This is a genomic window from Methylobacterium sp. B1 (assembly GCF_000333255.1).
In the GTDB taxonomy this organism is placed as follows: Bacteria; Pseudomonadota; Alphaproteobacteria; order Rhizobiales; family Beijerinckiaceae; genus Methylobacterium; species Methylobacterium fujisawaense.
On sequence record NZ_BACT01000812.1, the window covers coordinates 1 to 11966 of the forward strand.

At 69.8% G+C, this 11966-nt stretch carries 8 protein-coding genes and 1 pseudogene; 4 read left to right on the forward strand and 5 right to left on the reverse strand.

Translation table 11 applies throughout. The features are described 5' to 3' along the window. The first annotated feature begins 159 nt into the window (after positions 1 to 159). On the forward strand, positions 160 to 2157 hold the full coding sequence (gene shc, locus I53_RS23375; RefSeq protein ID WP_043355235.1) for a squalene--hopene cyclase: 1998 nt from the start codon (positions 160 to 162) through the stop codon (positions 2155 to 2157). A gap of 222 nt (positions 2158 to 2379) precedes the next feature. Then, positions 2380 to 3057, forward strand: a pseudogene (locus I53_RS31745) (phosphorylase); the annotation flags it as partial. A gap of 197 nt (positions 3058 to 3254) precedes the next feature. On the opposite strand, the gene I53_RS23385 reads toward I53_RS31745, so the two are convergent. After that, positions 3255 to 4781 (reverse strand): Do family serine endopeptidase, encoded by a 1527-nt coding sequence (locus tag I53_RS23385; protein WP_043355239.1) that lies wholly within the window; start codon positions 4779 to 4781, stop codon positions 3255 to 3257. Between the two features lie 328 nt (positions 4782 to 5109). On the opposite strand from I53_RS23385, the gene I53_RS23390 reads away from it, so the two are divergent. Further along, positions 5110 to 5475, forward strand: coding sequence for a hypothetical protein (locus I53_RS23390; RefSeq protein WP_051045023.1), 366 nt, complete (start codon positions 5110 to 5112; stop codon positions 5473 to 5475). Positions 5476 to 5560: 85 nt separating this feature from the next. Here I53_RS23390 and I53_RS23395 read toward each other — a convergent pair whose 3' ends face one another. The 3 genes from I53_RS23395 to I53_RS23405 form a co-directional block, all read right to left on the reverse strand. After that, positions 5561 to 8278: a valine--tRNA ligase gene (locus I53_RS23395; protein WP_043355241.1), complete on the reverse strand. Its 2718-nt coding sequence runs from the start codon at positions 8276 to 8278 to the stop codon at positions 5561 to 5563. A gap of 113 nt (positions 8279 to 8391) precedes the next feature. Then, positions 8392 to 8922: a PopZ family protein gene (locus tag I53_RS23400; protein ID WP_043355243.1), complete on the reverse strand. Its 531-nt coding sequence runs from the start codon at positions 8920 to 8922 to the stop codon at positions 8392 to 8394. 197 nt (positions 8923 to 9119) lie between these two features. Beyond that, a complete protein-coding gene (locus tag I53_RS23405; protein WP_051045025.1) occupies positions 9120 to 10709 on the reverse strand; it encodes a TolC family outer membrane protein in 1590 nt (529 codons plus the stop codon). Positions 10710 to 11539: 830 nt separating this feature from the next. Here I53_RS23405 and I53_RS23410 point away from each other — a divergent pair. After that, positions 11540 to 11764 carry a hypothetical protein gene (locus I53_RS23410; protein WP_043355250.1) on the forward strand — a complete coding sequence of 75 codons (225 nt, stop codon included), beginning with the start codon at positions 11540 to 11542 and terminating at the stop codon, positions 11762 to 11764. 33 nt (positions 11765 to 11797) lie between these two features. On the opposite strand, the gene I53_RS31750 is transcribed toward I53_RS23410, so the two are convergent. Further along, the coding region (locus I53_RS31750; RefSeq protein WP_148291224.1) for an EAL domain-containing protein at positions 11798 to 11966 on the reverse strand (169 nt) is incomplete at its 5' end.

The following is an 11966-nucleotide window of genomic DNA, read 5'->3' on the forward strand; positions in this document are numbered from 1 at the left end:
GCGACCGGCCTGCCATCGACGATCGAGGGAGCGATCCGTTCGGGCCAGACGGCCGCGCGTTCCTTGCGCGCGGCATCGGTCGTGCGCTCTGGAACCCCAGCGCGCGGCGCAGCTTGAGGCATGGCGTCCGCCGCGAGGCGGTCGTTCGAGGCGAGGACTATGAGAGAGGCCGTAAGCAAAGTCGAGGCGCTGCAGCGCTCCAAGACGCAGGGGATCGCGCTCGAGGACGTCGAGCGCGGCGTGGCACAGGCGACGCGCGCGCTGACCGACCTGGCGCATGACGACGGGCATATCTGCTTCGAGCTTGAGGCGGATGCCACCATCCCGTCCGAGTACATCCTGTTCCACCACTTCCGCGGCACGCAGGTCCCCGGCGACCTCGAGGCCAAGATCGGCACCTACCTGCGGCGCACCCAGGGCCGTCACGGCGGCTGGGCCCTCGTCCACGAGGGGCCGTTCGACATGAGTTGCACGGTCAAGGCGTATTTCGCCCTGAAGATGATCGGCGACGACATCGAGGCGCCGCACATGCGCCGGGCGCGCGAGGGCATCCTGTCCCGCGGCGGCGCGGCCAACGCCAATGTCTTCACCCGCTTCATGCTGGCGCTCTACGGCGAGGTGCCGTGGCGCGCCGTGCCGGTGATGCCGGTCGAGGTGATGTTCCTGCCGAAGTGGTTCCCCTTCCACCTCGACAAGATCAGCTACTGGGCTCGCACCACCGTGGTGCCGCTGTTCGTGCTCCAGGCGACCAAGCCCCGGGCCCGCAACCCGCGGGGCATCAGCGTGCAGGAGCTGTTCATCACGCCGCCGGAGAGCGTCCGCTCGTGGCCGGGTTCGCCCCATGCCACCTGGCCCTGGACCCCGATCTTCGGCTTCATTGACCGGGTGCTCCAGCGGGTCGAGAACCACCTGCCGCGCAAGAGCCGCCAGCGGGCCATGGAAATGGCCCGTGCCTGGGTGAGCGAGCGCCTGAACGGCGAGGACGGCCTGGGCGCCATCTTCCCCGCCATGGTGAATTCGGTGCTGATGTACGAGGTGATGGGCTACCGGCCCGATCACCCGCAGGTCCGCGTCGCCTGCGACGCCATCGAGAAGCTCGTCGTCGAGAAGGCCGACGAGGCCTATGTCCAGCCCTGCGTCTCGCCGGTCTGGGATACGGCGCTGGCGAGCCACGCGCTCCTGGAAGCCGGCGGCCCCGAGGCCGAGGCCCAGGCCCGCGCCGGGCTCGACTGGCTGAAGCCCCGGCAGGTGCTCGACATCGTCGGGGACTGGGCGGCCCGCAAGCCGAAGGTCCGGCCGGGCGGCTGGGCATTCCAGTACGCCAACGCCCATTATCCCGACCTCGACGACACCGCCGTGGTGGTGATGGCGATGGACCGGGCCATGCGCCAGCACGGTCTGGTCGCCGGCATGCCGGACTACAAGGTCTCCATCGCCCGCGCCCGCGAATGGGTCGAGGGGCTGCAGTCGGAGGACGGCGGCTGGGCGGCGTTCGACGCCGACAACAACCACATGTACCTCAACCACATCCCGTTCTCGGATCACGGCGCGCTGCTCGATCCGCCGACCGCGGATGTGACCGCCCGCGTGGTCGGCATGCTGGCCCAGCTCGGCGAGACCCGGGAGACCTCCCGCGCCCTGGACCGCGGCGTGAACTACCTCCTGAACGACCAGGAAGAGGACGGATCCTGGTACGGCCGCTGGGGCATGAACTTCATCTACGGCACGTGGTCGGTGCTGTGCGCCCTCAACGCCGCGGGTGTCGATCCCGCCGATCCCCGCATCCAGCGGGCGGTGAACTGGCTGATCCGGATCCAGAATCCGGATGGCGGCTGGGGTGAGGACGCCTCTTCGTACAAGATCGACCCGGCCTTCGAGCCCGGTTCGTCCACCGCCTCGCAGACCGCCTGGGCGCTGCTTGCCCTGATGGCGGCCGGCGCGGTCGACGATCCGGCCGTCACCCGGGGCATCAACTTCCTGACCCGCACGCAGGGCGCGGACGGGTTCTGGAAAGAAGAGCGCTACACGGCCACGGGCTTCCCGCGGGTGTTCTACCTGCGGTATCATGGTTACCCGAAGTTCTTCCCGCTCTGGGCGATGGCGCGCTACCGCAACCTCAAGCGCGGCAACAGCCGGCGCGTCCAGTTCGGCATGTGACGGCCTGCGGCCGGCCCGCAGGGCCGGCCGCGCCTCGCCGGATCGCAGCGCGTTCGACCGTTCCGACGACCGATCTGCGAGCCCGGTATTCCAGACGTGGCCTCCTCAGACAGCGATCCCGCGGGACCGGGCGAACCGCGTTCCGCGCCGGAGCCGGCCCAGACGCCGCCGCGACGTCCGCGCCGGCTTGCGGACCTGGCCGGACTGGTCCACCAGCGCGCCATGATCGATCCCACCGCACCCGTCCTGGCCGTCACCGGCCTCGCCCGCGAGCGCCGCATGGCGGCGGGGGAGGGGGTCGAGGCGGTGGGGGCCGGCGGCAACCCGCATCGCCTGCGTCACCTCCTCGACGCGCGCGTCTCCGCCGGCTGCCGGGCGGTTGTGAGCTTCGGCATCGCGGGGGGGCTCGATCCCTCCCTCAAGCCGGGTGACGTCGTCGTCGGCACCGGCGTGGTGAGCGAAGACGGGCGGCGTGCCGCCGATCTCGACCTGTCGGCGGCGCTCCTCAATCTCCTGTCCGGTTCCGGCGCGCGGGTGATCGCCGCCGATCTGGCCGGTGTCGATACGGCCGTGCTCTCCGTCGAGGGCAAGACCGATCTGCGGGCGACCTCCGGCGCGGCTGCCGTCGACATGGAATCGCATGTGGCTGCGTCCTTCGCGGGCCGGCACGGCGTGCCCTTCGCGGCGCTGCGCGTGATCTGCGATCCGGCCGGTCAGGCGCTGCCCGCCTTCGCCGCACAGGCGCTCACGGCGGACGGTGAACCCGACATTGCGGCGGTGTTCTTCGCTTTCGCCCGCGGCCGGGCACGGCTGGGGGACCTGATGCGGTTGGGCCGTGACTCCAATGCGGCCTTCGCGTCGCTCGGACGCTGTCGCGCCCGGCTCGGAACGGGGCTGGGATACCGGCTGCGGAGCGCTAAGACGTCAGAACCCCTTTTCTGCCAGCGGACCCGAAGCAGGCCGGTTTCTCGCTTCCCAGGGCGTGCCAGGACCATCGTGAGGGACGACAAAAAGGCGCCGGCCTGTTCGGCCGGCGCCAGTCGGAGGTCACCACGCGGCGGCGCGGGGGAGGGGCCCCGCGCCAGGAGGAGCCGGCCTCAGCCGTCCTTCTTGTTGAGCGAGACCGCCACGAACCGGGTCTGGCCCTTGCCGCTCTTCACCCGCATCAGCACGGCTTTGCGTCCGCTCGACTCGGCCGCCCGGATCTGCGTCGCCACATCCGACGGACGGGACACGCTCTGGCCGCCGACATCGAGGATCACGTCACCCGCCTCGATACCCTTGGCGGCAGCCGGCCCGTCGGGATCGACCTGCACCACCGCGACACCCTGATCCGACAGGCCGACATCGCCGGCCGGAGCGAGCTGCAGGCCGAGCCGCGGCTGGCCGTTGCTCGAATCCTCGTCACGGCTCGCCATCTTGGTGCCGTCGGTCGGCATCGTGCCCAGCGTCACCGTGGCGGTGTCGGACTTGCCGCCGCGCAGGTAGCTCAGCTCGACCTTGGCGCCGGGCTTCATGCCGGCGATCCTGCGCGACAGCTCGCGGGCGCTGTCCACCGTATCGCCGTTGACCTTCTCGATCACGTCACCGGCCTTCAGCCCGGCCTTGGCCGCGGGGGTGCCGTTCTCGGCATGGTCGACGAGCGCGCCCTTGGCCTTGTCGAGGCCCAGGCCCTCGGCGATGTCCTGCGTCACGGGCTGGATCTGGACGCCCAGGTAGCCGCGGGCGACCTTGCCGTCGGTCCGGAGCTGATCGACCACCGCCTGAACGGTCTCGGCCGGGATCGCGAAGGCGAGGCCGACGCTGCCGCCCGACGGGGACGCGATGGCGGTGTTGACGCCGACGACCTCGCCGTTGACGTTGAAGGTCGGGCCGCCTGAGTTGCCCTTGTTGATGGGCGCGTCGATCTGCAGGAAGTCGTCGTACGGACCGGCGCCGATGTCGCGGCCGCGGGCCGAGACGATGCCGGCGGTCACGGTGCCGCCGAGGCCGAACGGGTTACCGATCGCCACAACCCAGTCGCCGACCTGAGGCGCGGATTTGCCGAACTGCACGTAGGGGAAGTTCGAGCCCTCGGTGATCTTCAGCAGAGCGACGTCGGTCTTGGGATCCTTGCCGATGACCTTCGCGTCGAGGGTGCGGCCGTCGTCCAGGGTCACCTGCACGGTCTTGGCGTGATCGACGACGTGGTTGTTGGTGACCACGTAGCCGTCGGCCGAGATGATGAAGCCGGAGCCGACCGCGCCGCGCGGACCCTGGCGCTGGGGCTGCATCCCGCCGGGGCCGTTCTGGCCGAAGCGCTTGAAGAACTCGCGCAGCTGCGGCGGCACATTCTGAAGGTTGCGGCCCTGGCTCGGGCCGTCATCGTCGTCGCTGCTCGCGGAGTCGTCGAGCTTGACCTTCACCGAGACGACGCCCGGCTTCACCTTGTTGACGATGCCGGCGAACGAGCCCGGCGGGTGCTCGGGGGCCTCGATCGGGGATTTCGGAAGGGCCTGCGCGTAGGCCGGAGTCGCGCTCGGCAGATAGCCACTGCCGATGGCACCGCCGGCGATCAGCGCGGCCGCCGCCACGGAGGCGAGGGCGCGGCGCGAGGTGCGGCCAGTGGGACGGGTCTCGGTCATGGGGGGCTCAACCTCTCGAAACTGATCGGGACGACGCCTGCGGTCGCGGCCGTCGATGGGATCTGTCTAGAGAGCGCCGCCTGACCCGGGCGTGGCGGTCAGATTACCGTTTGGACAGGTGGCCAATCGATCGCGGAGACCCATCGCGATCCCGGCGGTGGCCTGCGATCGGAAGAGTGCGACGCCTCGATGCGGCATGGGACAGGCCCAGGCTTGTGCTGTCCGACACCGCGATTTCCGAGGGTCGGCCTTAAATCCCGCTGAGTTCGGCAGGCCGGCATAAGTTTCGGCGTTGCTCGATCCCAGTGTTCAGGCAGAGGGGATTGCAATGAAGACGCTGTTGGCCGCCGCCATGTTCTTCGGGCCGACTGTCGGCGCGCTGGCGGCCGACTCGTACGCGGATTACCGTGACTACTTTGACGCGAAGCCCGCCGTGGCAGATCACGCGCCGCGCGGCGGGTCCATGAGGACATACGGTGTCGATACGCGCCGCCCCGGCGACGATCGCACCGCCAAGTCGGCGACCCACCTGCGGCCCGGCTACTGGAACCAGGCCGGCGGCTATGTTCCGCCGGACTATTCCACGCATCCGCGGGCCGCGTCGCAGGACGGGTTCTGGAGCCCGAACGACGCGTCGGCCGCCAACTGGGCCGGGCCGCGGGCCTTCACCGGCACCCTCGGCACCCGCCGCTGACGCAGGGCCGTCCGGGTGACGGCGCGCTGCCGGTCCCGCCGGCGCAGGGCGCCGAGCCCGGGCCTCAGCGGCCCGGGACGGGCGCTCAGTCCCCGCTGAGCCGGACCAGAGCCTCCTCGATCTTCACGAGCCGCGCCGCCTCGCTGTCGCGCCGCTCCCGGTTCTCCTCGATGATCTCCTCGGGCGCCCGGGCCACGAAGTCGGCATTGCCGAGCTTGGCGTCGATCTTCTTGATCTCGCCCTGCGCCTTGCCCTGCTCCTTCTTCAGGCGGGCGACCTCGGCGGCGAGATCGACGACGCCTTCCAGGGGCAGTGCGGCGACGCTCCCGCGCACCAGCAGCTGAACCGAGTTCTTCGGCGGCGCCTCCGCGAAGGTGATGTCCGACAGGCGCGCGAGGCGCAGCAGCGTGTCCCGCCATGCCTCCACCCGCGCCCGGACCTCCGGGGCCGCGCCGACCATCACCAGCGGGATCTGCGCGGCGGCCGGGACATTGGTCTCGGACCGCGCCGAGCGGATCTGGCTGACGAGATCGACCACGAACCCGACCTCGGCCTCCGCGGCCGCATCGGCGAGGCCGCCGAGGTCCGGCCAGGAGGCCAGGGTCAGGAGGCCGCGCTCCGGCAGCTCGGCCCCCTTGATCGCCCACAGCTCCTCCGTGAGGAACGGCATGAACGGGTGCAGCAGCTTGGCGACCTGATCGATCAGGAACGCCACGCTCGCCTGCGTCTCGGCCCGGATCGTGGGGTCGACGCCCTCGCCCTGGAGCACGGGCTTGGCGAGTTCGAGATACCAGTCGCAGAAGATGTTCCAGACGAAGCGATAGGCGGCCGCCGCGGCGTCGTTGAAGCGGAAGGCCTCGAGGGCACCCGTGACCTCGTCGACCGCGCGCGCGGCCTCGGTGAGCGCCCAGCGGTTGATCGCGCCGGTGGCGGAGCGCGGATCGAAGGCCGGGTCCAGGCGGCAGCCGTTCAGCTCGGCGAAGCGGGCGGCGTTCCAGAGCTTGGTCGCGAAGTTGCGGTAGCCCTGGACCCGGTCGGTGGACAGCTTGATGTCGCGGCCCTGGACGGCCAGCGCACAGAGGGTGAAGCGCAGGGCGTCGGCGCCGACCTGATCGATCAGCTCCAGCGGATCGACGACGTTGCCCTTCGACTTCGACATCTTCGCCCCCGACGCGTCCCGCACCAGCGTGTGCAGGTAGACCGTGTCGAAGGGGGCCCGGTCGGTGAGGTGCAGGCCCATCATCATCATCCGGGCGACCCAGAAGAACAGGATGTCCTTGCCGGTCACCAGGGTGTTGGTCGGGTAGAAGCGGCCGAGTTCCGGGGTCGAATCCGGCCAGCCGAGGGTCGAGAACGGCCAGAGGGCCGAGGAGAACCACGTGTCGAGGACATCCTCGTCGCGGGTCAGCGCGACGGAGCGGCCGTGCTTCGCCTCGGCCGCTTCCAGCGCCTCCGCCTCGCTCTCGGCGACGAAGATGCCGCCCTCCGCGTCGTACCAGACCGGAATCTGGTGGCCCCACCAGAGCTGGCGCGAGATGCACCAGGGCTCGATGTTGGTGAGCCACTGGAAGAAGATCTTCTCGTAGTTCTCGGGCACGAACTTGGTCTGCCCGTCGCGCACCGCCTGGAGGGCGCGCTCCGCGAGCGGCTTGACGTTCACGTACCACTGGTCGGTCAGGTAGGGCTCGATGACCACGCCGGACCGGTCGCCGTGCGGGACCGCGTGGGTGTTCGCCTCGGTCGCGCGCAGGAGCCCGCGCGCCTCCATCAGCGCGACCACCGCCTTGCGGGCCTGCGCCCGGTCGAGGCCGTGGAGCGCCAGGGCCTCCGGCTCGGGCGAGGTCCCGTCGAGGAAGGCCGCATTGCCCTCGAGCAGCATCCGCCCCTCGGGGTCGAGGACGTTGATCACGCCGAGCCCCTGGCGGCGGCCGACATCGAAATCGTTGAAGTCGTGGGCGGGGGTGATCTTGACCGCGCCCGTCCCCTTTTCCGGGTCCGAGTAGGTGTCGGCGACGATCGGGATCAGCCGCCCGACCAGCGGCAGGCGCACGCGCTTGCCGACCAGCGCCGTATACCGCTCGTCCTCGGGATGGACCGCGACGCCGGTATCGCCCAGCATCGTCTCGGGACGGGTGGTCGCCACCGTGATGACCGCCCCGGTCTCGGTTCCGCTCTCGTCGACGACCGGATAGTCGAAGTGCCAGAGATGGCCCTTCGTCTCGATCTGCTGGACCTCCAGATCCGAGATCGCGGTCTGGAACTTCGGGTCCCAGTTCACCAGCCGCTTGTCGCGGTAGATCAAGCCCTGCCGGTGCAGGTCGACGAAGGTCTTGAGGACGGCCCGGCTCAGGCCCTCGTCCATGGTGAAGCGCTCGCGGGACCAGTCGCAGGAGGCGCCCAGCCGCTTCAGCTGGTTGACGATCGCGCCGCCGGATTCCGCCTTCCAGGCCCAGACCTTCTCGACGAAGGCCGCGCGGCCGATCTCGCGGCGGCCGGGCTCCTGTTGCTCCATCATCCGCCGCTCGACCACCATCTGGGTGGCGATGCCGGCATGGTCCGTCCCCGGCTGCCAGAGCACGTCCTTGCCGCGCATGCGCTCGAAGCGGCAGAGGATGTCCTGCAGGGTGTTGTTGAGGGCGTGGCCCATATGCAGCGAGCCCGTCACGTTCGGCGGCGGGATCACGATGCAGTACGGCGGAGCCCCGGCGCGCTCGGGCCGGCCGGCGCGGAAGGCGTCCGCCTCGGCCCAGGCGGCGGAAATCCGCGCCTCGACGGAGGTGGGCTCGAAGGTCTTGTCCATCATCGCGGGTACGGGCCGGCGCTTGTCCAAACGGGGTTGGCCCCGCTTTCGACCGTCACGCCGCTCCCGTCAACACGCGGACGGCGGCTCGCGGCCACCGTACCCAGGCCGCCGGCTCAGCGGCCGCGCGAGACCCGCTCGATCTCGGCGCGCACGAGGCGCTCGACCACGGCGGGCAGGTTGTCGTCGAGCCAGGATTTCAGCATCGGCCGGAGCATCTCCTTGACGAGATCCTCCAGGGTCCGGGCGTTCTGCGTCAGCACCGTATGGGCCAGCAGGTTGAACGCGCCGCTGACGCTGGCGTCGGTCGCCGGGGAGACCAGGGCCTCCCGCTCCGGCTCCGGTTCCGGCGCGCGCACGGCCTGGAGCACGGGCTGCGGCCGCGGTGGTGCCGGCGGTTCCGGGATCGGATCGGGCTCCGGTGCCGCGGCGACCGGGTCCTCGAAGTCGATCGCGTCGAAATCGAGCAGATCCGGAGCAGGTTCCGGCTCCGGCTCCGGCTCGACCACGCGCGGGCGCGTCACCGGCTCGGCGACCTCAGCGAGGTCGAGCACGTCATCGGGCTCCGGCGCGACCGTCGTCTCGGCGGGCTTGGCGGCCTGATCGTCGGCGATGATCCTGCGGATCGACGCGAGGATCTCTTCCATCGAAGGCTCGTGCGCCTTATCGGCAGCCTTGTCCTGGAATTTCGTGTCCGGGATCTTTGGGCTTGCTGCACTCATCGGCAGGCGCACTCGGGCATGGGAGACTGGAACGCGACCCGATCGGATCGTTGTTCAATCAGTATTCCATGCCGTTTCGTGGCGGCAAGCGTGCCCGCAACACACTCCCCGTGGAAAAGTCCTCAGCGGCCGTCCGGCGTGCGCAGACCGAACCACAGATCCTTGACCTGATCGAAGTGGACCTTGGCGCTGTAATATTCGACCGGCAGTGCCGTGAACCGCGCGGTGAGTTGCCCGATCGCCTGGACCACGCCGTAGGAGAAGATCACGCGGTCGCGTTGGGCGACGATGAGGTTCACGCGGGAGTTCAGCAATTCCTGCTGCGCATTCAGCACGTCGAGGGTGGTGCGCTGGCCGACGCGGGCTTCCTCGCGCACGCCGTTCAGCGCCACCTCGTTCGCCTGGACCTGGGCCTGGGCGGCGATGACCTGGGCCTTGGCGGCTTCCAGGCGACCCCAGAAATCGACGATCTGGGCGCGGACCTGATCGCGGACCTGATCCACCTGGATGCGCGTCTGGCCGACGGTCTCCTTCGCCTGCCGGATCTGCGCGTAGGTCTGGCCGCCCTCGTAGATCGGGATGTTCAGCCGGCCGCCCACGAATCCGACGAAGAAGCTCTGGTTCGGGCCGGTCTGGTCGTAGACCTGACTGAGGGAGCCCTGCAGGCTGACCTGCGGCGCCAGCTGACCTTCCAGCACCTTCACCTGCGATTCGGCCGCGTCGACGGCGTGGATCGCCGACACGATCTGCGGATGCTCGCGCAGGCCGATGGCGATGGCGGCGTCCAGGCTGTGCGGAACGAACCGGTCCAGCGGCCGGCCGGGCGCAAGCTGGCGCGGCTCGACACCGATATTCTGCCGGTAGATGCCGATGCTCGTCCGCAGGGCCGATTCCGCCGCGCTCACCTGCGAGCGGGCACCCGCGAGACGGGCCTCGGCCTGGGCGACATCGGTCCGCGTCACCTCGCCGACGTTGAAGCGGTCGCGCGTCTGGCGCAGCTGCTCCTCCAAGACCTCGACGTTGTTCCGGTTGAGTTCCAGCGTCGCCGTGTTGCTGAGCACGTTCATGTACGACTGAACGGCGTTGTAGAGCACGGTCAGCTCCGTGTAGCGCAGCGTCTCGCGCTGGCTGTACACGGTCGACTCGGCGCGGCGGGTCAGGTTGTCCGTCTGGAAGCCGTTGAACAGCGTCTGCGAGACCGTCAGGCTCGCGGTGCTCGGCAGGTAGGTGGTCCGGACAGTCCGCTTGGAGGTGATGGTCTGGGCCGAGGCGATCTCAGCCGTGCTCGATGTCGCCCCGGCTCCGCTGGTCGCCGACGTGCCGGCCACGCCGGACGAGCCCGCCCCGATGTCGGTCGTGCCGACACCCGTCGTGCTCGTTCCGACGCCGATCCCGGTGCCGCCCGTAACGCCGCCCGTGGTGCCCCCGAGACCGGCTGTGCCGGTCGCCGACGTGCCGGTGCTGGCCGAGCCTGCCGCGGCCGCGGCGGTGCTGGAGCTGCGGGTCTGAAGGTACTGGACGCCGATCTGCGCCCCGAGATTGACCTGGGGGCGATAGCCCGACTGCGCGATCGCGACGCTCTCGTCGGTCGCGCGCACGCCGGCGCGGCTGGCGTTGAGGCTTGGATTGCCCTGATAGGCTTTCGCGAGCGCGCTTTCGAGTGTCTCGGCAGACGCCGGCATCGCTGCCAGAATCGCGAGCCCGGAGACCATCCCGACCAAACGGAATGTCGAGCAACTCGCTTGTGGACGTCGTGTCACGATGAACAAGCCCTTGCGGTCTCTTTCGGTTCGGATGTCCGAGACGAAAACGGCCAAGGTACGGCGTTTCGCTCGTCTCCGATCAAGCCCGCCCCACCGTCACGCTTAGCGCAAACCGGGCGCTTTGGCTCGCCCCGGCTTAGGGATGGCGGCGGAAAGTCCGGCGTTGGGGCATTAAGGTGACACATCCGGTCTCCGTTACCCCGCGTGCTGGGCTGTTACGGTAAGTGCCGTCCCGAATACGGTATCGGTGCAAATATAAATGGCTGTGGATCAGCAACGTCCGCGCGCTGCCCGAGACGGGGCCAGCTTTGCCGCCCGGGAGGGGAGCCGGGTTTCGGGCCCCGATTTGTGGCGGGAGGCGGATGTCGGGCGTCGCGTTCACGGCCCGGTTCGGGACCGGCTCGCGGGCGCGCAAGACAGGCGGCCGACAGAGCCGCCATCCACGGCCGCCATCGACCGCTGCACGGTCATCGCATCTCGCAGGATCCGCGACCATTCCGGCCACCGAGGGGAGGTGTCACGCGGGCGGGACGACAGCGTACGGGTTGATCCGGTCGGAACAGGGTGTTCCGGCGCTGGATGTCGTCCGAATTGAGTATTCGATGGAATCGAACCCCGGCAGTAGCGTCCACTCACCGGGCCGGTTCGGTGCCGGTCGTTCGGGTCGGTGCGCGGAACGGATCCAAAGGTCCTGTAAGCCGGGGCGGCCGGCGATCCGTCGGCCATCACCGTGCGAACATCCGGGTCCGCGGGTCGGCGCCGTGGTGGAGGGTTTCATCGTGGACGAGAACGATCCGCCCTGGGACACCGATCCCCTCTGGTATGACCGGGCGGAGTCCGGGCCGGCACCGGGTCCCGTCCTCGAATGTCTGGCGTGGCTGTTCCTGCTGGCGGTCGCCGTCGTCGCCGGGCTGGTCTGGCTCTACGGGGTTCCCGACCGCCTGTGGCGCGCGGCGACGCGCCGGTTCCTGCGCCGCCGGCCGGCGGGCGCGAAGCGCTTCTGATCCGGTTCGGAAGCTCCGCGGCGACTGCGGGTTTCAGGCCGCCGCGATGCGCGTGACGAGCAGCGTGTCGTCCATGGCCTCCACCGGCATCGGACGGCCGAGATAATAGCCCTGCAGGAACGGGCAACCCATCGCCTGGAGGATGTGCAGGTCGTCGACCGATTCCACGCCCTCCGCCACGACGTCGAGACCGAGCAGGCGC

Bases quoted from the DNA above. Each gene is read 5' to 3' on its own strand.
- shc (WP_043355235.1), top strand. From the start codon at position 160: ATGAGAGAGGCCGTAAGCAAAGTCGAGGCGCTGCAGCGCTCCAAGACG.
- I53_RS23385 (WP_043355239.1), bottom strand. From the start codon at position 4,781: ATGACCGAGACCCGTCCCACTGGCCGCACCTCGCGCCGCGCCCTCGCC.
- I53_RS23390 (WP_051045023.1), top strand. From the start codon at position 5,110: ATGAAGACGCTGTTGGCCGCCGCCATGTTCTTCGGGCCGACTGTCGGC.
- I53_RS23395 (WP_043355241.1), bottom strand. From the start codon at position 8,278: ATGATGGACAAGACCTTCGAGCCCACCTCCGTCGAGGCGCGGATTTCC.
- I53_RS23400 (WP_043355243.1), bottom strand. From the start codon at position 8,922: ATGGAAGAGATCCTCGCGTCGATCCGCAGGATCATCGCCGACGATCAG.
- I53_RS23405 (WP_051045025.1), bottom strand. From the start codon at position 10,709: ATGGTCTCCGGGCTCGCGATTCTGGCAGCGATGCCGGCGTCTGCCGAG.